Source organism: Mycobacterium sp. 1465703.0 (genome assembly GCF_001672975.1).
In the GTDB taxonomy this organism is placed as follows: Bacteria; Actinomycetota; Actinomycetes; order Mycobacteriales; family Mycobacteriaceae; genus Mycobacterium.
Genome location: NZ_LZKU01000011.1, coordinates 24395 through 45130, shown reverse-complemented (window position 1 = coordinate 45130; position 20736 = coordinate 24395). Strand labels below are relative to the sequence as shown.

At 66.8% G+C, this 20736-nt stretch carries 16 protein-coding genes and 1 pseudogene; 6 read left to right on the top strand and 11 right to left on the bottom strand.

Translation table 11 applies throughout. The features are described 5' to 3' along the window. The 6 genes and pseudogenes from A5625_RS00915 to A5625_RS00890 all read right to left on the bottom strand — a co-directional run. Window positions 1–491: pseudogene (locus tag A5625_RS00915) on the bottom strand (glycosyl transferase family 1); the annotation flags it as partial. After that, window positions 488–1963 carry an O-antigen ligase gene (locus A5625_RS00910; protein ID WP_066988507.1) on the bottom strand — a complete coding sequence of 492 codons (1476 nt, stop codon included), beginning with the start codon at window positions 1961–1963 and terminating at the stop codon, window positions 488–490. The gene A5625_RS00910 and the pseudogene A5625_RS00915, both read right to left, overlap by 4 nt. After that, entirely contained in the window at window positions 1960–3423 is a 1464-nt protein-coding gene (locus A5625_RS00905) for a polysaccharide biosynthesis tyrosine autokinase (RefSeq protein ID WP_066988506.1), read from the bottom strand. The genes A5625_RS00910 and A5625_RS00905 overlap by 4 nt, the downstream gene beginning before the upstream one ends. Before the next feature lie 139 nt (window positions 3424–3562). Next, complete coding sequence (locus A5625_RS00900) at window positions 3563–5257, bottom strand: hypothetical protein (RefSeq protein ID WP_066988505.1); 1695 nt, start codon at window positions 5255–5257, stop codon at window positions 3563–3565. Between the two features lie 10 nt (window positions 5258–5267). Further along, window positions 5268–7133 (bottom strand): bifunctional diguanylate cyclase/phosphodiesterase, encoded by a 1866-nt coding sequence (locus tag A5625_RS00895; RefSeq protein WP_066988504.1) that lies wholly within the window; start codon window positions 7131–7133, stop codon window positions 5268–5270. 185 nt (window positions 7134–7318) lie between these two features. Then, window positions 7319–8989 carry a hypothetical protein gene (locus A5625_RS00890; RefSeq protein WP_066988503.1) on the bottom strand — a complete coding sequence of 557 codons (1671 nt, stop codon included), beginning with the start codon at window positions 8987–8989 and terminating at the stop codon, window positions 7319–7321. A gap of 320 nt (window positions 8990–9309) precedes the next feature. Here A5625_RS00890 and A5625_RS00885 point away from each other — a divergent pair, with 320 nt between their 5' ends. The 4 genes from A5625_RS00885 (at window position 9310) to A5625_RS00870 (ending at window position 13628) form a co-directional block, all read left to right on the top strand. Next, entirely contained in the window at window positions 9310–10143 is an 834-nt protein-coding gene (locus A5625_RS00885; RefSeq protein WP_066988502.1) for an FkbM family methyltransferase, read from the top strand. A gap of 87 nt (window positions 10144–10230) precedes the next feature. Then, window positions 10231–11418 (top strand): NAD(P)/FAD-dependent oxidoreductase, encoded by a 1188-nt coding sequence (locus A5625_RS00880; RefSeq protein WP_066988501.1) that lies wholly within the window; start codon window positions 10231–10233, stop codon window positions 11416–11418. Then, window positions 11415–12326, top strand: coding sequence for an RNA polymerase sigma-70 factor (locus A5625_RS00875; RefSeq protein WP_066988500.1), 912 nt, complete (start codon window positions 11415–11417; stop codon window positions 12324–12326). Before A5625_RS00880 ends, A5625_RS00875 begins: the two co-directional genes overlap by 4 nt. A gap of 51 nt (window positions 12327–12377) precedes the next feature. After that, complete coding sequence (locus A5625_RS00870) at window positions 12378–13628, top strand: aminodeoxychorismate synthase component I (protein WP_066988499.1); 1251 nt, start codon at window positions 12378–12380, stop codon at window positions 13626–13628. Window positions 13629–13638: 10 nt separating this feature from the next. Here A5625_RS00870 and rsmI read toward each other — a convergent pair whose 3' ends face one another. Beyond that, window positions 13639–14475, bottom strand: a complete 837-nt coding sequence (gene rsmI, locus A5625_RS00865; RefSeq protein ID WP_066988498.1) for a 16S rRNA (cytidine(1402)-2'-O)-methyltransferase — start codon at window positions 14473–14475, stop codon at window positions 13639–13641. 81 nt (window positions 14476–14556) lie between these two features. Between rsmI and A5625_RS00860 the strand changes: the two genes are divergently transcribed. Continuing rightward, the gene (locus tag A5625_RS00860; RefSeq protein ID WP_197515902.1) at window positions 14557–16095 is read left to right on the top strand and encodes a dolichyl-phosphate-mannose--protein mannosyltransferase; all 1539 of its coding nucleotides are present in this window, start codon (window positions 14557–14559) and stop codon (window positions 16093–16095) included. Between the two features lie 7 nt (window positions 16096–16102). On the opposite strand, the gene arcA is transcribed toward A5625_RS00860, so the two are convergent. Continuing rightward, window positions 16103–17314, bottom strand: a complete 1212-nt coding sequence (gene arcA, locus A5625_RS00855; RefSeq protein WP_066988496.1) for an arginine deiminase — start codon at window positions 17312–17314, stop codon at window positions 16103–16105. A 94-nt stretch (window positions 17315–17408) separates the two neighbouring features. On the opposite strand from arcA, the gene A5625_RS00850 reads away from it, so the two are divergent. Continuing rightward, complete coding sequence (locus A5625_RS00850; RefSeq protein WP_197515901.1) at window positions 17409–18005, top strand: alpha-ketoglutarate-dependent dioxygenase AlkB; 597 nt, start codon at window positions 17409–17411, stop codon at window positions 18003–18005. Window positions 18006–18008: 3 nt separating this feature from the next. Here A5625_RS00850 and A5625_RS00845 read toward each other — a convergent pair whose 3' ends face one another. The 3 genes from A5625_RS00845 to A5625_RS00835 all read right to left on the bottom strand — a co-directional run bounded on the left by A5625_RS00845 (window position 18009) and on the right by A5625_RS00835 (window position 20503). Next, window positions 18009–18659: a DUF5642 family protein gene (locus tag A5625_RS00845; RefSeq protein ID WP_066988494.1), complete on the bottom strand. Its 651-nt coding sequence runs from the start codon at window positions 18657–18659 to the stop codon at window positions 18009–18011. Between the two features lie 28 nt (window positions 18660–18687). Beyond that, entirely contained in the window at window positions 18688–19377 is a 690-nt protein-coding gene (locus A5625_RS00840; RefSeq protein ID WP_066988493.1) for a DUF5642 family protein, read from the bottom strand. Window positions 19378–19558: 181 nt separating this feature from the next. After that, entirely contained in the window at window positions 19559–20503 is a 945-nt protein-coding gene (locus A5625_RS00835; RefSeq protein WP_156747799.1) for a GNAT family N-acetyltransferase, read from the bottom strand. Between the last annotated feature and the right edge of the window lie 233 nt (window positions 20504–20736).

The following is a 20736-nucleotide window of genomic DNA, read 5'->3' as shown; positions in this document are numbered from 1 at the left end:
GTCGAGCCGGCCCCGGGCGCATCTCGATCAATCACGACCGGGTTGGCCACGATGGAGGTTGGCACCATGGGCGCCACCTCGGCGGCGGCGGCACGCGCCTCCTCCGACAACAAGATCGCGTGGTCCGCATGCTTCAACGTGGCGCCCACATAGCGCGGGTTCGACCGCGCGAATGCGGGAAAGTCGGCACCATGCAGCGTGACGATCACCCGCAAGCCGCGGGCCCGGGCCAATCGGATCAACGGCCCTTCGCGCAGCCACGCTCCGCCATTCGAGATGTGAAAGTGCGCGACGGTCGTGCGAGAGGCGAGAGCCAGCGCCATCCCGGCGTGCGCGGTGAGCAACAGGTTCTTGGCGTGGTGCCGCCCGTTCCACGTGGAAAGGACGCGCATGTCGTCGGCGCCAATCTTGTTGTCATGTATGACCCGAATGACGGACTGCGTCCCGCCGATGCTGTACATGTCGGGTCCTACGTGGGTGACCGCGTTCATTGCGGCCTGGCCGTTACGGTCAGCGCCGGCGCTTGGCCGGTGACTATTTGGCTCGCACCGCGGTCGCGGCGCTGCAAGCCGGCGAACCCCATCGCCGCTCCCAGGGCGATACCCAATCCCAAGGCGTCCATCGGCATCTCCGGCAATGGCCAAACGGCGGAGATCGCCAGCAGGCCCGCGGCGACCGCCGCACTGATTTTCGCCTGCGCCGACGCGCAACGCATCGCAAGGAGCACCGGCGTGAGCGCGAACAGTGCGAACGCTGCCATGCCGACCACACCGGCCTTAGCCAACCACCACAAATAAAAGTTATGGGAGTAGGCGGGATACAGGATCTGATGGAACTCGTCGTCTCCGTTCGGCGGTTGATAGGGGTAGCCCAGGCCATGACCGAATACCGGGGCACGGGCGATGGTTTCCTTGAGCAGGTTGATCTCCCGAAGTCGTTCCAGCGCCGAATCGTCAACGGCGAGCGCGCTTGACGACACCCCGCCGAGCACCCGCTGACTGAACGCGACGAACTGGTCGCTGAGCCATGCCCCGGTTTTCGACTGCTGTAGTAAAAACAGCGAGCCGGGCACCGCCACCGCGACGATGGCGGCACCGACGAAAGCGGTGGCGATCATCCGTCGCAGCGCCGCCCAGCTGAAGCTCGCAAGGAAAGCGACTCCGGCCGCAACTCCCATGGAAATCAACGTGTTACGGGAGAAGGACAACAGCGAAATGATCACCGCGGGCGGGCCCAGGGCGACATACATTGCGGGCTTGACGCGACCGACGATCGGGGCGGCGACCAACGCGGACAGGACGGCGGTGGCCGGTGTCTGGGTGGACAGGATGATGCGGAGGGCCTGGCCGGCGCCCGTGGTCCATTCGAGGCTTTCCGCCCGCCCGGCCAGCCGGACCGCGTATAGCGAACTCACTATTGCCATCCCGGCCGAAAACCAGATGACGGCGACCATCACCCGGATTGACCATTTGACGTGACCACCGTAGACGACAAACAACGCCAACACGAAGCCGAGAACCATTTCGAGCATGCTGGTGGATTCGCGCATCACCACCAGGGCCGACTGTCCAGTTGCGAATCCAGTTACGGTGGCCGACACCACCGTCAGCACCAGGATTCCCGGCCACAGGAAATCGGCGGGCCGCGCTCTCACGGTCGGGATCAGATAGCAGATCGCGAGCACCGCGGCCACGTGGTAGGCGTAGATGGTGACCGGCCCGATGACTTTGCCGACGTGCAGGCCTTCCGGTAGTGCGGCGAAAGCGCCGAACAGCGTGACCCCTACCATCCCTTCGGGTTTCACCCAATACACGACCACGCAGAACAACGCTGCGATCAGCAACGCTCCCTCGGTGGTTCGGCGGACCGAGAGCACTCCGAAAGCAAAGCAGCCGAACAGGAATACCGCCAGCAGGGCGCCATCCACGGCGAGGCGATGGCGAGCGGGCAAATAGGGGATCACGCCGGTCCGCTGACCTTCGACCGGTAGGTTCGTGCGGCGGCCCTTACGTGCAGAGCCGGTCGGGCGTCGGTCAGTACGGTGCCGACAACCTCCGCGCCGGCCGAGCGCAGCGCGGCCAGCGCGTCCTTGAGCTCGTCGGCGGTGGTCCGACGAGCCCGCACCACCAACACGGTGGCTTGCACGGCGCCGGCCAGCAGAGCGGTGTCAGCTGTCGCCAGCACGGGCGGCCCGTCGACCACGATTCGATCGAAACGGGACGACAAGTCCTGCAGCACTCGGTCGATCGTTTCCGGCAGGAACGCGCTGCACGGCGGCGTTTCACGGCGGGCTGACCTCGAGGCGAGGGTGAACAGCTTCGGAACCGATGACGGTTTGACGACTTCCGCGGCGGTGTCGGGGTTGGCCAGCGCATTGGCCAGCCCCTCCCCCGCTTCGACTCTCAGCAACCCGGCGATGACGCGCCGGCGGGTATCGCCCTCGACGAGTAGGACGTCCTCGCCGATTTCGGCGAGCGCGAGCGCCAGATTGAGCGCGGTCGTTGTGGTCCCTTCCGCGCCGAACGGCCCCGCCACCAGCACGCGACGGACATCGGGCCTCGTCACCCTGAGCAGCCGGGCGCGCATCGCCCGCACGGCATCGTCGAATGCGGTGTCGGTGCCGAATCGCGGAGCCGTGCCGCGCTTTCCGGGCAGCTCCGCCAAAGTGGGCAAACCCGTGAGTCCTTCCAGCTTCTCGCGGGTGCGGATGGTGCGATCGCCGGCCTCGCGGGCCAGCGCCACCCCGATGGCAAGCAGAACACCGGCGATAAATCCGATCACCATGTTGCGCATCGGCAGGGGCGAAACCGGACTACTGGGTACCCGGGCCGGCTCGACCACCGTCGCCCGGGCCACCGGTAGTGGTTTCGCCGTGGGCTGCACCGATCCAGGTGCGTCCAACGGTTGGCCCGAGGTTGGGGTCGTCTCGTCCGCGTCGGGTCGCGCTCCGGCGGTTACCGGCGCGCCCACACTGTGTGGACCCGGATTTATCCCGAGCGTCGGCACGATCGCACCGAATTGATTGGCCATCGCGCCCGCCAGCGCGGCAGCTCGCGCCGGATCGGTGTCTTTGACGCTGATGGTGAACAACATCGATTTCGAGGTGTACTTGACTTGGGTTTGGCTCACCACGTCATCGGCGCTGATCGGTAGTTGAAGCTGACGGACCGCGCGCTCAGCCACCAGGTGTCCGGCGGCGATCTGGGCATACGATGACAGCCGTTCCTGTGCGGCCGTCGTGCCGCTGTACAACTCATTCAGGTCGGTAGCACCGGGAAACGAGACGAGGACCGTGGTCGAGGACTGGTAGTGCTTGGTCTGCAACGCCGTGACGAACGCGGCGCCGACGGTACAGGTCAGCAACGCGGCAGCGGCGAGTTTCCAATGTGCGAGAAGAATCTTGACAAAGGTGCGGAAATCCATCCACTAACCTTTCTGGCCGGCGCCACACGAATAGCGTCGAATTGATTTACTTCGCACCGCCGCGCAAAGTCCAGTGCACATTATGCAGCAATCGCCATGCGGCAGCGGCAAAATCGCAAGTGTGCCTGCCGACCGGCATTCATTGTCGAGGCGCAGAGGTCAACACACCGCGTGATATGTCCAGCGTCGCGAGCGGATACCACCCATTGCCGTCGCGTCCGCCGCGCGCCAACTGCATGGGTGGATAGTTCACCACGTGCGAGGCATTGGGCTTGTGTTGCTGCCAATCCACTGCAGCGCTCAGCGTGTAATGGCCCGGCGCCAATCCGGCCAAGTCGATGGCCACCGAATCGGTGTAGGACGCCGGGACCGGTTCGGTATCAGACTTGTCCCCGGATTGCCCCTGGGCCAGCGTCTTCAACGGCACGTGCGCGGGCAAGGTGCGGACTACCTGTCCCGAGAAATCCGTTAATCGGTAGCTGGGGACCCATGTCTCGGTCGAGGCGGCCGAACCGTAGTTGGTCCACACCACCGATACGGTGGGCACCCCGTCGCGTGCCGATCGCGACCCGGCCCGCGCCTCGGCCGAATACCGGTAGCCGGCCGAGACATTGGCTTGCGCCCATACCAGGTACAGCGCCGGGTCCATCGGAGTCGTCGAATCTACCGCCGGGAAGTTGTAACTCGACGTCATCGACACGTGGTATTTGACGACGTCACGCAGACCCTTGTCATAGTAGGACCGCGGATCGGTTCCGTCGGGCAACTGGCACCACTCGGTGATCACCAATGCCGAGGCCAGCCGGTCTTTGAGTTGTCCGACAACAGGATCTTTCGACCGCACATAGTATGAGCCGTCCGCCTCGGCCCAGGTGGGTAACGGCGCGTACACGCCGAGGCAATCCGAGCGGATCCCCACCGGCGCAGACAGTTTCTTGGTGACATCGTCGGCCAGCAGTTGGCGAACGATTTCCGGGTTCAGCGCAGTTGTCACCAATTGTGTGTGGGGAAAGGCATTTACATTCGCCGAGACCAGCTGCGCAATGGAGGCTTTGGTGATGCTCTGATCGCGGAACTGGCTGTAATACCCCAGCTTCGCGACACTGTCTTCCGCAGTGGGACCCGGTGCGCCCAGCGTGTCCCGTAGGTACGCGATGTGGTTCTCGCTGAAATCCCCGTAGCCGGAGAACTCGAATACACTGAGCCGCTCGTCACCGTCGTAACGACGGCCCAGCGCGGCCAGCAGCTGGCCGAAGGCGTTGAGGTAACCGGGGTTGTTCCAGTTCGGTACCACCTGCGTCACCCCGGCTGTCCACCAATACCGTTGCGGCCCGGTGAGGCTGACGGTGGCGTCGGGAAGCGCACGCACCCAGTCGGGCATGCCGATGTTGGTGTTGTTGGCATAGGCCGTGTCGCAGCAGGAATTGTAGGCGACCACGCGAAGGGTCAGCCGCATGTTTCGGCTGGCCAACTTTGTCAGCGCGTCGTCGATCACGCTGAAGTCGAACTTGCGATCATCGGGCGCGTCGGGGGGCAGCGTGCCCGGATCGGTGGGCTGCAACTGTCGCCACGAGATACGCACACTGGCGTCATACGACGACGGCCACGCCGGGAAGCGCCGCTGCACGGAATTGGCTTGGGGGAAAAGCGGCATCAAGAGGTCTTCATACTGGCCGCGCAGCGGATTGGGCACCTCTTGAACGCTCAGGGGTAAGGGCGGGCTGTTGACCACGGACAAAGGACCGGGATCGGCGCGGTGACCACCGCATCCGCTCAGCACCAGCGCCGAGCACAGGGCGAGGATCGCCGTGGTGTGCCTTATTGTTCGGACCACCGTTGCGATGCTAGAGGGAACCCAGCGACGATGACTCCGGATCGGAAAGGAATGGCATCGGCATCCATCGGGCCGACAGCAACGCTTCCATCGCATCGCCGGCGACGGGACGCGACAGTAGGAAGCCCTGCGCCCGGTGGCAGCCGTGCTGCATCAAAGTCAATGCGGCAGCGGGTGTCTCGACGCCTTCGGCAACGACTTCCAGGTCAAACGCCTCGGCCAGCCCGATGATCGCCCGGACGATGGCCAGATCGCCGGCGTCGGTCGCCACCTCCCGCACGAATCCGGCATCGATCTTGAGCATGTCGACCGGCAGGGACTTCAGGTGGGACAGCACGGCATACCCGGTGCCGAAGTCGTCGATGGCGATCTGCACCCCCACTTCTTTGAGATCCGCCAAGGTCTTTCGAGTGGTGTCGATGTCGTGCACCACCGCGCGCTCGGTGATCTCCAGGCACACCGATCCGGCGTCGATCCCGAACTCGCCGATGGTATCGGCAACACTTTCCACGAAACCGCGGCCTATCAGCTGGATGGGCGACACGTTGATCCGCAGCATGGCGCCTGCCCCGACTCCGTTGGCCCGCCACCGGCTGAAATCGGCGCAGGCGCCGCGCATCACCCACCGGCCCAACTGCGCAGCGAGATTGGTCGATTCGGCTACCCCGATGAACGCGTCGGGCAACAGCAGACCCCAGACCGGGTGCCGCCAGCGCACCAGCGCCTCGGCACCTACGATGACGCCGGTCCACAAGTCGACCTCGGGCAGGTAGTCCAAAATCAGACCTTCGCTTTCGATGTCGCCTTGCAGATGCAGTTCGATGTCGTTGCGGAAGGCCCTTTTCAGCGACATGTCGTCGGTGGATACCGCTGTCTGGTTGCCGCCGGCCCGCTTGGCCGTCAGCACGGCCTCATCGGCTCGCCGGAGCAGATCGGCGCAGTTGTCGGTCCCGGGCGCGCCCACCGCCAGCCCGATGCTGACGGTGCGGCTGATCACGTGCCCGCCGATGGTCAGGCGGTCGCACAGCATCGTCGACAGGCGCCGCGCGAATGCCTCGGCATCCTCCGGCGACATCGGCTGGTCCGGGATGACCACGAACTCGTCGCCACCCAACCGGGCGATCATGCTCTGAGTTCCGGCGCACTCCTCGATGCGTTGCGCGAACATTCTGATGAACCAGTCGCCCGCGGAGTGGCCGAGGTAATCGTTGATCGCCTTGAGCCGGTCGAGGTCGAGGTAGAAGACCGGGACGGGCCCGGGGTTGCCGGCCGCGAGCCGTTTGGTCAGATACGCGACCAGTGCCCGACGGTTGTAGACGCCGGTCAGATCGTCGTGTTCGGCGAGATAGCGCAGTCGTTCTTCGGCGGCGATGCGGGCTTGCAGCTGGGCGAACAGGGCGGCGACCGCCTCGAGCGTGTTGATCTCTGCTTGCTTCCACTTGCGGGCGCCGAACTTCACGAAGCCGAGCACACCGGTGGTCGCATCGCCGGACACCAGCGGCGCAACGGCCAGCGAGGGCAACGCCGGTGTCTTGCGCTGGTTCAGCGAGCGGCCAAACCAACCGCGGCGCTGATCGGGCGCGATCACCACCGGCTTCCTGTCGCGCTCGCACTGGGCGAGCACCGATTCGGCGCCGTCCAATTCGAGATGGGCTATCGGATCCGGCTCGGCAGCGTCAGCGCGGCGAGGCCACTCGGCTACCGGCACCGACGCCGGCGCGTCCTGAGCGTGGTGGCGCAAGAAGCTGACGTCCACATCGAACTGCTCGACGAGTTGGGCGAGAACTTTTTCACTGACCTGGATCGCCGTGGATGCCGTGGCCTCCATCAACTGGGTGGCGACGGAGGTGACCACTAAATCCAGGCTGCGCGGCACGGGTCCTCCGGAATGGGGCACCCATCGAGGGGGTCCGGTAGTTCGCTGGGCTGTTTGCTGACGAATTTCGATCCACGCGGCGACTGGGCCGAAATCCGTGGAAAAACGGTATCACGCACAGTGCCATCCATCAGGAAGTTGCGAAAAGCCGCGGGCAACTGCTGCGGCAACAGCGCCGCCGCGGGTCACTGACCGTTTGCTGACGCCGAGTCGCTCGGGATGTCAAGTGTGGCAATCGGATACAGCCCCGAGCTGTCCCGGCCGTCCCGGGCCAGGGCCATCGGCGCGTAGTTCACGACATGTGAGGCGCCCGGAATGTGCTGTTGCCATTCGACCGAGGCACGCAGCGTGTAATGTCCGGGCGCCAGGCCCGTGACGTCGACGTGCACCGACTCGGTGGCCAACTCTGGAACCGGCTCCTCACGTGACTGGCTCGATTCGTCGTGCACCAGCTTCTTGAGGTTGACGGTCGCGGGCAGGCTGCGAACCACCGCCCCCGAGAAATCCACCAACTTGTAGTCGGGAACCCAACGTTCGGTGGCCGCCGCCGAACCGTAGTTGGTCCACACCACCGAGATCGTCGCCACCTTGCCCTGGATCGATTGCGATCCCGGCTTCGCCTCGACCGAATATCGATAGCCCGCGGCGGTATTCGCCTTACCCCACAGCAGAAACAGCTTGGGATCCATCGCCGCTGTTGCGTCACGGTCCGGGAAATCGGCGCTCGACGTCATCGACACGTGGTACCGGATGACGTCATGCAGCCCCTTCTCGTAGTACGAGCGCGGATCGGCTCCGCTGGGCAGTCGACACCACTGGCTGATCACCAACGCCGTCGTCAGCCGCTGCTTGATCGCGCTGACGACGGCGTCGTTGGACCGGACGTAGTGCGAGTCGTTGGCTTCGGCCCACTCAGGCAACGGAGCCTGCACCCCGAGGCAGTCCGCGCGGATACCGACCGGCGCGGCCAATTTGTTGGTGACGTCGTCGGCGAACAGTTCGCGCACGATCTCCGGGTTCTGCGGAGCTACCACTAATTGGGTGTGCGGAAACGCATTGACGTTGGCCGAGACCAGCTGCGCAATGGAGGCTTTGGTGATGCTCTGGTCGCGGAACTGGCTGTAATAGCCCAGCTTTGCCTCGCTGTCATCCGGTGTGGGACCCGGCGCGCTCAGCGAATCACGCAGATACGCGAGCTGATTCTGGCCGAAGTCTCCGTAGCCGGAGAACTCGAACACGCTCAACCGCTCGTCGCCGTCATAGCGACGGCCCAGCGCGGCCAACAGTTGGCTGATGCCGTTGAGATAGTCGGGGTCGTTGAAATTGGGCACCACGTGGGTGACGGCGGGGGCCGAACCGTTGGGCGGCGCGGGATAGCTGGCCGCGGACGGGCGCAGCCAGTCCGGAATCGCCATGTTGGTGTTGTCCGGAGTGGGGTCGTTGCGGGACTTGTAGACGTAGACGCCGAGCGTCAGGCGCATGTTCCGGGTCGCGAGCTTGGCCAGCGCGTCGTCGATCGCGCTGAAATCGAACTTGCGGTCATCGGGTGCGTCGGGGGGCAACGTGCGCGGATCGACCGGCTGCAGCTGCCGCCACGAGACGCGCAGGCTGGCATCGTATGAGGCCGGCCAGGCAGAGTATCGCTGTTGCGCCGGATTGCCTTGCGGGAAAAGCGGATTCAGCATTTCCTCGTACTGGCCGCGCAGCGGGTTGGGTATCTCTTGGGCGGTCAGCGGTATGGCCGGACTGACCATCGCCGACAGCGGGCCGGGGTCGCTGTTACCGCCACATCCGCTGAGCACCGCCGCTGCGCACAGGACAACGGCCAGCACGCGTCTGTCCACAGAGCACACCATCGGGCCGTCAGATCGCGCCCGACGACGACGGGCCCCCGCCGCTCGGCGACTGCGCCGCGGCCGGCCCGATCAAACAGATGGTCGTCGTCAACGTTGCTTCTCCCAATACCCACCGATGCGCACTGCAGTGGCCCCATATTTCGCGGGTTGACTGGTGCGGATATCCGGCCCTGGGGCAGGCCACGATTTGGCGTAGCGCAGCGTAACATGCGCGGCACGCCATAGCCCGGCGCTTGCTGACCGGCCGCTGAGCAGCGCGGCCGACGACGGCGAGCATCTATTAGGGTAATGACTCAGCAAATCGCACGAGAGACGAGAAAATGCCCGTCACACGTTCGGTCAAGCATTGGTTCGCGCCAGCGGCAAAGAAATTCGCCCCACGCTTGTTCTGGTGGCGGAAGTACCGCATGCTGCGACGACTCGGCGAATCCCGGCCGGACGTGCGGCTTGCGGCCTCGTTATGCGACCCGAACCGGGTTTCGCTGGACATCGGAGCAGACGTCGGGGAATTCACGATCGCAATGCTGGCGTCTTCGCTGTCGGTGATCGCGTTCGAGCCCCGGCCAGGCCAGGCCCGCGACTTGACCACGATGTTCGATGCCGTCGGCGCTGCGGTCCGGGTGGAAGCGGTGGCGCTGTCGGACACAGGTGGCATGACTTCCATGCGTGTGGTTGGGTCCGAGCCAGGTCGCAGCACCATCGACAGCAACAATGCCCTCAGCGACGTGGATGGCAGTGAAGTGCAGAGCATCGACGTACCAGTCACCCGACTCGACGACTTGCATCTGCACAACGTCGGCATGATCAAGATCGACGTCGAGGGCCATGAACTGGCCGTTTTGCAAGGCGCCGCAGACACACTCTTAAGAAATCGACCAGCGGTCCTCCTGGAAGCCGAGGAACGCCATCGCCCGAACGCCGTCGCCGAGGTCACTCGGTTTTTGAACGGTCTGGGTTACGCGGGTTACTTCGATCGCGGTGATGCTTGGCGGCCGATAGAGGAGTTCGACCCGGCCCGGCACCAAGACCCGGCCAACCTCGGCAACAAGGAAAACGACTGGGCCCCTCGAGGGGTCTACGTGAACAGCTTCACCTTCTTTCCCGAGGATGTTCAGTCGCACGCGGACAGGCGGCCACGGCCAACTGCGCAGTGAGGCGGGTCACAATTGCGGGCGCGCCTGTCACGCTCGGCGGGTCTGCGGTGTCTCAAGGGCACAGGTCCTCACGAATAGGAGACAGCCATGACCCAGGTGGCCCCCGAAAGAACCCACGTCGTCGTTGTCGGCGCCGGATACGCCGGAACCCTGGCGGCCAACCATCTGCGCCAGCGCCCGGACGTCGACATCACCGTGGTGAACCCCCGGCCGGTCTTCGTCGAGCGAATTCGGTTGCACCAGTTGGTTGCCGACACCGGCACCGCCACCGCCGACTACGCGACGCTGCTCGGCGAGGGGATCCGGCTGATCGTCGACAGCGTCGAGGTCATCGACACCGCCGACCGGCGGATCGAGCTGACCTCGGGCGCCGAGCTGACCTACGACTACCTGATCTACGCCGTGGGCAGCACCGGAGCGGCCGCATCGACGGTGCCAGGCGTTGCGGAATTCGCGCACTCGGTCGCCGACCTGGAGAGCGCGCAGCGGCTGCACTATGCGCTCACCGACCTGCCGCTGCCCGCACCCATCACCGTGGTCGGTGGCGGGTTGACCGGCATCGAAACCGCCTCCGAGCTGGCCGAGCGCGGGCGCCCGGTGACCCTGGTCTGCGGCCCCGTCCTCGGTCCGTCGCTGAGCAAGCGGGGCCGGCGCTCGGTGGCCAAGCAGCTTCGGCACCTGGGCGTCAACGTGCTGGAGTCGGTGGCCGTGGCCGAGGTCCGCTGGGATGGGGTGGTGCTCACCGATGGCGTTGTGCTGCCCAGCGGGGCGACCATCTGGACGGCCGGATTCACCGTGCCGGATCTGGCCACCCGCAGCGGGCTGCACACCGACCCGATGGGCCGGCTGCTCACCGACGAGACACTGACCAGCATCGACGACGAGCGGATCGTCGCCGCGGGTGACGCCGCCGCGCCGTCCGGTCAACCGTTGCGGATGAGCTGCCAGGCCGCCGGCCCGATGGGCGCCCAGGCCGCCAACACCGTGCTGAGCCGCATCGGTGGCGAGGCGCCAGCGCCGCTGAGCCAGGCGTTCGTCGGGCAGTGCATCAGCCTGGGCCGCTCGCACGCCACCGTGCAGTTCTCCCGCAGCGACGACACCCCGGTGAACATGTTCCTCGGTGGCCGCGCGGCGGCTTCGATCAAGGAGGCGATCTGCAAGGGCACGCTGTGGTCCATTCGGCGAGAGGCCGCCAAGCCCGGTTCGTACCTCTGGATCAAGGGCGGCAAGCGGCCCGAGTGGGCAGTCGTCGACGAGGAGGTCGCCGCGCGATGACGCAAGCACCGACCGGCAGCGAGCACGCCGAACGGTTCACTTTGCTGCGGCCACTGCTGTTCACCATCGCCTACGAGATGCTGGGCTCGGCGACCGAGGCCGACGATGTCTTGCAGGACAGCTATCTGCGCTGGGCGGCGGTCGACTTGGCGACGGTACGCGACACCAAGTCGTACCTGGCCCAGCTGGTCACCCGTCAGGCGCTGAACTCGCTGCGGGCCGGTGCTCGCCGGCGCGAGGATTACGTCGGCCCGTGGTTGCCCGAGCCGCTGCTGCTCGAGGAGCAGGATCCCTCGGCCGATGTCGTTCTGGCGGAGTCGATTTCGATGGCGATGCTGGTGTTGCTGGAGACGTTGAGTCCCGACGAGCGGGCGGTGTTCGTGCTGCGCGAGGTGTTCGGTTTCGACTACGGCGAGATCGCCGAGGCGGTGGGCAGGCCGGCGCCCACCGTGCGGCAGGTGGCGCACCGGGCACGCGAACACGTGCGGTCGCGGCGCAAGCGATTCGACACCGTGGACCCGCAACGCAATGCCGAAATCACCGCGCAGTTTCTGGCCACGGCCGCCGGCGGCGACGTGGAAGCGCTGATGACGATGCTCGCCCCGGACGCCACCTGGACCGCCGACAGCGGCGGCGTGGTGAGCGCCGCCCGCCGGCCGGTGGTCGGCGCCGAGAAGGTGGCCCGCGCGATCGCCGGGCTGATGCGCCGGGCGGCAACCATGGGCGCGGTGCGGGTGGACATGGTGACCTGCAACAGCGCCCCGGCGGTGTTGCTCTACCTCGGCGAACAGCTCGAAGGCGTGATCACGCTGGAGATCGTCGAGGACAAGATCACCAACTTCTATGTGATGCGCAATCCGCAGAAACTGGCGGCGCTGGCCACCGCCCGCGACATCAGCCGCAGCTGAGCGCGCGAGCACTGAAAGTGCGAATCCCCGCCGCTCTGTCAAGCTAGGGCTGTGCGAATCGAGCGGCTCGGCGACCTTGGCGCCGCACCTGGGGTGCTGCGCGCGGTGGGTGATGCCACCAGCCGGCTCGGGCTGCCGCCGCCGGCCGCGCTGACCGGCGAATGGTTCGGCGCGCTGGCGGTGATCGCGCCGAGCGTGTCGGTGCGCCCGGCGCATGTCGACGACGTCTTCGCGGTTCAGCCGTCGCGGACACTGGAACCGCACGCGGTGGGAGGCGGCTGGATCGGCTACCTGTCGTATCCCGACCCCGGCGCCGACGCCCAGCCCAATCGAATCCCCGAGGCCGCCGGCGGCTGGACCGACTGCGTGCTGCGCCGCGACCGCGACGGCCACTGGTGGTACGAGAGTCTGTCCGGCGCGCCGATGCCGGATTGGCTGGCCGTCGCGCTGGCCACACCCGCGGCCGCGCCGCACGAATGCCGGATCGACTGGGGCGTCGCCGACCGGGCGGCGCATCGCGACGGGGTGCTGTCCTGCCTGGAAGCGATCCGCGCCGGCGAGGTCTACCAGGCCTGCGTATGCACGCAGTTCGCCGGGACGATCACCGGCGCTCCGCTGGACTTCTTCATCGACGGCGTGGCCCGCACCTCCCCGGCCCGGGCCGGCTATCTGGCCGGCAGCTGGGGTGCGGTGGCGTCGCTGTCGCCGGAGCTTTTCCTGCGGCGGTGCGGCACGATCGTCACGTCCAGCCCGATCAAGGGCACCTTGCCGTTGGATGCCTGGCCGTCGGCGCTGCGCGCGTCGCCGAAAGAGGTGGCCGAGAACATCATGATCGTCGACCTGGTGCGCAACGACCTCGGCCGGGTGGCGATCGTCGGCACGGTGACCGTGCCCGAACTGCTGGTCGTGCGGCGGGCGCCGGGCGTATGGCACCTGGTGTCCACGGTGTCGGCGCAGGTTCGGCCCGACCTACCGACGGCGGCGCTACTGGACGCCACCTTCCCGCCGGCCTCGGTCACCGGGACGCCCAAACACCGGGCCCGGCAACTGCTCTCGCAATGGGAACCGTATCGTCGCGGAATCTATTGTGGCACAATCGGATTGGCATCACCTGTGGCGGGGTGTGAGCTGAACGTCGCGATCCGCACCGTCGAATTCGATGCCGCCGGCGGCGCGCTGCTGGGTGTCGGCGGCGGGATCACCGCCGATTCCGACCCGGACGCCGAGTGGGCCGAATGCCTGCACAAGGCGTCGCCCATCGTCGGGCTGCCGTCCGTCGCGGCCGCCAGCTCGGCGGGCTGACCGACCGGCCTCAACCGCGTCGGGATTGCAGCACGGCGTCGTAGAGCTGGCGGGACCGCACTCCCGGGTGGGCGGCGGCCACCTCGCCGCACGCGTCCTTGATGCGGATGCCGCCGGCGACCTGCTCCTCGACCTCGGCGACCAGCGACGGCAGGTCGGCGCGCGGGGTGGCGCCGGCCAGCACCACGGTGATCTCGCCGAGCACCCCGTCGTGTGCCCAGGCCGCCAGCTCGTCGAGCGAGCCACGCACCACTTCCTCGTGCACCTTGGTCAGTTCCCGGCAGACAGCGGCGCGGCGTGCGCCGCCGAGCCGCTCGACGGCGTCCTGCAGGCAGGCGGACAGCCGGCGCGGTGATTCGAAGAACACACAGGTGCGCCGCTCGTCGGCCAGGGAATCCAGCCAGGTCCGCCGCGCCGCCTTCTTGCGTGGCGCGAATCCCTCGAAGCAGAACTTCTCCGCCGGGAGCCCGGACACGGCCAGCGCGGTCGTCACCGCCGACGGCCCCGGCAGGCATGCCACCGGCAGGCCGGCCGCCACGCAGGCCGTCACCAGCCGGTAACCGGGGTCGCTGATCAGCGGCATTCCGGCGTCGCTGACCACCAGCACCGTCGCGCCCGCGTGGATGGCCGCGATCAAGGAGTCCACCCGCGAGGACTCGACCTGGTCGAACATGCTGACCACCCGACCGCTGATCCGCACGTCCACGGCTTTGGCCAAGGTGCGCACCCGGCGGGTGTCTTCGGCGGCCACCACATCGGCTCGGGCCAGGGCGTCGAGCAGGCGGGGGGAGGCGTCCGACGGCTGGCCCAGTGGGGTCGCGCCCAGCAACAGGCGGCCGGTGGTCATGATCGACAGCCTACGATCGACGTGATGACCGCCCCGCCCCGCGAATCCCCCTTGGACATGGAGGGTGCCGTTAAGGAGCGCGTGGTGCCTATCGTCAGTCCCGGGCCGCTGGTTCCGGTGGCCGATTTCGGGCCGACCGATCAGGTCCGCGGCTGGGTGGTGACCGGCGTGATCACGCTGGTGGCCGCGGTCACCCGCTTCCTGAACCTGGGCTCCCCCACCGATGGCGGCACGCCGGTCTTCGATGAAAAGCATTACGCGCCGCAGGCCTGGCAGGCGCTGCACAACCACGGGGTGGAAGACAATCCGGGGTTCGGTCTGGTTGTCCACCCGCCGGTCGGCAAGCAACTGATCGCGCTCGGTGAGGCGATCTTCGGCTACAACGGCATCGGCTGGCGGTTCACCGGCGCGCTGCTCGGCGTGGTGATGGTGGCGCTGGTGATGCGGATCGTCCGGCGGATCAGCCGCTCGACGTTGGTCGGCGCGGTCGCCGGCGTACTGGTGATCTGCGACGGCGTCAGCTTTGTCGCGGCGCGTACCGCGTTGCTGGACGGCATACTCACGTTCTTTGTGGTCGCGGCGTTCGGCGCGCTCATCGTCGACCGCGACCAGGTTCGGCAACGGATGCACATCGCGCTGATGGAGGGACGCCACGCCGACACGATGTGGGGTCCACGGCTGGGGGTCCGGTGGTGGCGCTTCGGCGCCGGGGTCCTGCTCGGATTGGCCTGCGGCACAAAGTGGTCCGGCCTGTACTTCGTGCTGTTCTTCGGCGCCATGTCGCTGGCGTTCGACGTGGCGGCGCGGCGTCAGTACCAGGTGATCCGGCCCTGGCTGGGGACGTTGCGGCGCGACCTCATCCCCACTGCGTACGCGTTGGGCGTTATCCCGGTGTTGGTGTATCTGGCCAGCTACGCCCCGTGGTTTGCCTCCGAGACCGCGATCGACCGCCACGAGGTGGGCCAGACGATCGGTCCGCATTCGGTGCTACCGCTGCCCGACGCCATCCGATCGCTGTGGCACTACACCGCCAAGGCGTTCCAATTCCATGCGGGCTTGACGAACGCCGCGGGCAACTACCACCCGTGGGAATCCAAACCGTGGAGCTGGCCGATGTCGTTGCGGCCGGTGCTCTATGCCATCGACCAGCAGAACGTACCCGGTTGCGGAGCCCAATCCTGCGTCAAGGCCGAAATGCTGGTGGGCACGCCGGCGATGTGGTGGTTGGCGGTGCCGGTCCTGGTTTTCGCGTTGTGGCGCATGTTGGTGCGCTGCGACTGGCGCTACGCCGCGGTGTTGGTCGGCTACTGCGCCGGCTGGTTGCCATGGTTCGCCGACATCGATCGGCAGATGTACTTCTTCTATGCGGCCACCATGGCGCCGTTCCTGGTGATGGCCATCGCGCTGATTTGCGGCGACATTCTCTACACCCCGGGCGCGCCGGTACGCCGGCTGCGGCTCCAGCCCAATTCGGAGCGACGGACGCTGGGGCTGATCGTCGTGTGCGCCTACGTGGCGTTGGTGGTGACCAATTTCGCGTGGCTGTTCCCAGTGCTGACCGGGCTGCCGATTTCGCAGCAGACGTGGAACATGGAGATCTGGCTGCCCAGCTGGCGTTAGCGGTCCGCTACAACAGGTCGCGGGCGACCGGACAGGACATGCACCGGGGGCCACCGCGGCCGGTGCCCAGTTCCGATCCGGCGATGGTCAGCACCTCGATGCCGGCCTCCTGCAAGCGACTGTTGGTCTGCACGTTGCGCTCATAGGCGACCACCACGCCGGGCGCCAGCGCCAGCGTGTTGTTGCCGTCGTCCCACTGCTCGCGTTCGGCGACGACGGGATCCAGCCCGGTATCGATGACCCGCAGCTGGTCGATCTCCATCGCCTTGGCCGCGGCCTCCAGGAAGGGCGCCTCGTCGCTGATGGCCACTCCGTCCGGCGTGCGTGCGAGGGTGAAGGCGGACAACGAGTCGACGATGTTGGCGTAGATCACCACCGTGTCGATGTCGACCATGGTGCACACCGTGTCCAGATGCATCTGGGCACGCCGCTGGGCGATCGGCACCGCGAGCACGGTGTGTGCCAGGTCGTCGTCAAACAGGCTGCGGGCCAACGCTTCGGCACCGGCGGGGGTGGTCCGCTCCCCGACCCCGACCGCGACCACGCCGGGCGCCAGCAACAGCACGTCGCCGCCCTCGACCGGGGCGGTGCGCGATTCGTAGGCACGCCGCACGCCGGTGAACCGCGGGTGATGGGCGTAGATGAGATCGGTCAGCGACGCCTCGCGGACGCGGGCGCGCAGCGCCAGCGTCGGGATCACCACCCGCCGGCCGATCCAGATCGACGAGTCGCGGGTGAACACCAGGTTGGGCAGTGGGTCGATGACGAAATCGCCGCCATGGTGCATGCGCAGCACCAACGACACGTCGGTCCGGGTGTCCGAGGGCAACTCGTTGAATGTCATGCCGGCGATCAGCACCTGGGCCAGCCGGGCCGGCTCGAGGCCGCGCAGATAGGCCGAAAGCTCTTGCGCCAACGGCACTCCCAGCCGTCGCGCATCGACGGCGGCCGCTACGCCCTGCATCCGGGCGGCTCCACTGTGGGTCAGCGCCTCGGTGAGCAGATCCGACAGCAGTAGCACCTCGATGCCGCGCGACCGCAACAGCGACGAAAACTGGTCATGCTCTTCTTGCGCGCGGGCGACCCAAGGCAGGCCGTCGAACAGCAGCTGGTCGACGTTGCGCGGGTTGAGCCGGAGCAGCTCGGCACCGGGGCGGTGCAGGATGACCACGCGCAGCGCGCCGACCTCGGAATTGGTGCCCAGCTCAACAACACCCACAGCTCAACCGTAGCGGCGCCGGCGCCGCCCGGTCCCGTCACACACCCGTCGCGCACCCCCCGCCATCGAACGAATGTGCGATAAACTCGCATCCGTGGAGATCGCGGTCCAAGGCTCCCTGTTCCAGCACACCGAGCGCAGACAACTCAGCGACGGCGCGTTCATAGAAATCCGCGCCGGCTGGCTCACCGACGCCGATGACCTGCTCGAGGCCTTGCTGTCGACCGTGCCGTGGCGCGAGGAGCGCCGGCAGATGTACGACCGGGTGGTCGACGTACCGAGGCTGGTGAGTTTTCACGACCTGACGGTCGATGAGCCGCCGCATCCGGAGCTGGCCCGGCTGCGGCGCCGGCTCAACGACATCTATGCCGGCGAGCTCGGTGAGCCGTTCACCACGGTCGGGCTGTGTTGTTATCGCGACGGCTCGGACAGTGTGGCCTGGCATGGCGACACCATCGGCCGCAGCAGTTCTGAGGACACCATGGTGGCGATCGTCAGCCTGGGCGCCACCCGCTCCTTTGCGATGCGGCGCCGTGGCGGCGGCCCGTCGCTACGGCTACCGCAGGCGCATGGGGATCTCCTGGTGATGGGCGGGTCATGTCAGCGCACCTGGGAGCATGCGGTGCCCAAGACCACGGCGCCTGTCGGTCCGCGGGTGAGCATTCAGTTCCGGCCGCGCGGCGTGCGCTAAACGTCAGGCACGCACCGCCGTCACCGCTTTGACGAGCAGGTCGCGCGCTCGTTGGGTGTCAACCGGCGCAACGGGCTGATCGGGAACGACCAACGGGTTGGCGATGACGATCACCTGGTAGTCGCCGAATGAGGCGGAGTAGTCGTACAGCTCGCCGGTGCGTGGCCCTCCCGGTGTCAGCGCCTGCATGACGCGATGCACGCCCAGCGTGCGGGTGCTGTCGATCTGCGGCACCTCGACCACCTGGACACCGCCCCGCAGCTGTGGGCCGGCGAAAGTCACCTTGTTGCAGTCCTTCCCAGGATCGTTGACGGGCAACGCTTTTGAGGTCTCCAGCGCGATCACCACGAACCGGTTGCCGCGGCCTTCGGCGGTGACTGCGGACATGTTGCCCTGCAAATCCGCCGGCATGTCCGGACCTGCCGCCACTTTCGCGCAGTTGGCGGGGTCGAATTTCAACCCGTCGGGCAGTTTCCGGCCGGCCAGCAGCTTGGGATCGATACCCCGCTTGCTGATGTCGCTGACTTTGTATTCCGGTCCAAAGCTGGACTTCACGTCGACGACCTTGTTGATGTCAACGTTCGCCGAGTGACTGGCCGATGAGCAGCCGGCCACGACGCAGACAGCCGCGACCGCGAGCAACCTCTTGGACATCGTGGCCAATCTACCCAAGCCGGGGAGCTCAGCTGCGCAACGTGGACACCGTTTTGGCGAGCAGATCCGCGGCGAATTGCGGCGGCAGCACCGGAAGCCCGGAACCCGGATCGGTGGTCAGCGTGGTGAAGGCGTAGTAGTTGCCCAGGTACGCGGTGAATGTGTAGACGCGCGAATCTATTTCAGTGCCCGACTCGACCGATGACTTGACATCGGCCACCATGCCCACGGTTTCGGCACCATCGACGTGCGGGGCATCGGTCAAGTGGACCCGTACCACGGTGTGCCCGGCGGTCTCCGACCATTGGGCGCACGCGACGACCAGGTCCTCCGGGAACTCCACCGGCCCCGGCAAAGCCACCACCACCGCGTTGACGATGCCGCCATTACCCGATCCCGACACGCCCTGCGCCGACTGGTCTCGACCGTTGCCGGGGTCGGCCAGCGCCCCGCATTTGGCCGGCTTGACCTGCAGGTCGTCCCCCAGGCTCCAGACCACCCTAGGTGAGGCCGCGCTGGGAGTTGCGGTGGTCACCTCGTAGCCGGGCGGCAGGTCGCGAACGACTCGTTTGATGTTGGCGGGATTGACGATAACGGCGCTCGGCGGCGCGGATTTCGTGGAAGTGGCCGACGGTGCGCGAGCGGGTGAGTGACCGCATGCGGCGATCACCACCGTGAACGCCACGGCCGGCACCGGGCCAATCCAGAACGGCCGCATGAGGAGTTGATAACACAACATGCGGCCATATCTTCGGAACCGCATCCGTCACACGGCCGGAAAGGAGCAGGTAATTCCCAAACGTGCTAGCACATGCGCCAGCGGATTCCGAGGTCACCTAATGGTGCGCAGACTGGCGGCGGCTGGCGCACAGGCATCCGGTGAAAAGGCCGGCCCCGACTCAGCCGACCGCCTCGATCACCTGCCGGGCCACCCGCTTGATCTGCTCAGCCTCCTCTGGCCGCAGGTGATGCGGGCGCGGCACGTCGATCACGGTCGTGATGACGCCGATGTCTTCACGCTGCCAGACCGCGCCGTAGCGGTCCATGATCGCGCGCATCGGGCCGTTGTCGGAAAGCATTCGCGCAGAGAACTTTTCGATGCCGTCGAGCTCGGCGGCGACGGCCAGTGCACTGATCAAGAAGGTGCCGATGCCACGGCCCTGGTAGGCGTCGGCGACGGTGAAGGCGATCTCGGCGACCGTCGGGTCATTGGCGTCGCGCACGAAGCGCGCGTCGGCGACCGGGTCGCTGCCGTCGGTTACCACCCACACGAAGTGATCGACGTAGTCGACCTCGGACAGGTAATGCATCAACGCCGGGGAGGGAAGCCGCGGGGTCATGAAACGCCGATACAGCGTGTCGCTGGAGAAGTAGATGTGTCCATGCACGGTGCGCTCGCTGTCGCCGGGCATCACCGGGCGCAGCAACAGCAGGGTGCCGTCTCGAACTCGAATCGGGATAGGCGTGATGAAGGCGGCCAGTCGCTGGCGCACGGTGCGCAGCAGCCGCGGCATGACGCCGGCGATGTGCACCATGCTGGCGAAGGCCCTGGTGTCGCCGATCCAGCCGGTCAGCGGTTCGGCTGCGGTCACCGTCGCGGTCCGGGGAATGTCGCGCAACAGCGCGATCTCACCGACGATCATGCCCGCGGACGCGTGCTCGATGATCACCACGCCGTCGTCGCCGACGTGTTTGATCTCGGCGGTCCCCGAGGAGATCAGCAGAAACGAGACGGCCTGCTCGCCTTGCCGCATCAGCACCTGGCCGGGCGCCGCGCGCAGCGGCTGAAGCCGGGCAGCCAACGGCTCCAGGTCTTCGGCGGGACATCCCTTGAAGATGTCCATCTGCGCAAGGACGTCGGCCCGGGCGCCGGTCAGTCCGGCCACCGCTACAGACCGCCGCCCGCAGCGTCGCGAGACCGCTCCGCGCGTCGCTGTGATGCCATGACCTGCCCGCCTGCTTGCCGTCGTCTCCCGCGCCAGGCCCAACACCCCCGGTTGCGGTCGGATGTTTGCCAGGTTATGAGCAGGGCTGTGGCTCCGGCAAGGATGAGCGGGGCCACCGCCTGAATTGGGCG

What these genes read in the sequence shown, in the direction of transcription:
- A5625_RS00905 (WP_066988506.1), bottom strand. Translation starts at nt 3,423, where the DNA reads ATGGATTTCCGCACCTTTGTCAAGATTCTTCTCGCACATTGGAAACTC.
- A5625_RS00890 (WP_066988503.1), bottom strand. Translation starts at nt 8,989, where the DNA reads ATGGTGTGCTCTGTGGACAGACGCGTGCTGGCCGTTGTCCTGTGCGCA.
- A5625_RS00885 (WP_066988502.1), top strand. Translation starts at nt 9,310, where the DNA reads ATGCCCGTCACACGTTCGGTCAAGCATTGGTTCGCGCCAGCGGCAAAG.
- A5625_RS00880 (WP_066988501.1), top strand. Translation starts at nt 10,231, where the DNA reads ATGACCCAGGTGGCCCCCGAAAGAACCCACGTCGTCGTTGTCGGCGCC.
- A5625_RS00875 (WP_066988500.1), top strand. Translation starts at nt 11,415, where the DNA reads ATGACGCAAGCACCGACCGGCAGCGAGCACGCCGAACGGTTCACTTTG.
- rsmI (WP_066988498.1), bottom strand. Translation starts at nt 14,475, where the DNA reads ATGACCACCGGCCGCCTGTTGCTGGGCGCGACCCCACTGGGCCAGCCG.
- A5625_RS00845 (WP_066988494.1), bottom strand. Translation starts at nt 18,659, where the DNA reads ATGTCCAAGAGGTTGCTCGCGGTCGCGGCTGTCTGCGTCGTGGCCGGC.
- A5625_RS00840 (WP_066988493.1), bottom strand. Translation starts at nt 19,377, where the DNA reads ATGCGGCCGTTCTGGATTGGCCCGGTGCCGGCCGTGGCGTTCACGGTG.
- A5625_RS00835 (WP_156747799.1), bottom strand. Translation starts at nt 20,503, where the DNA reads ATGGACATCTTCAAGGGATGTCCCGCCGAAGACCTGGAGCCGTTGGCT.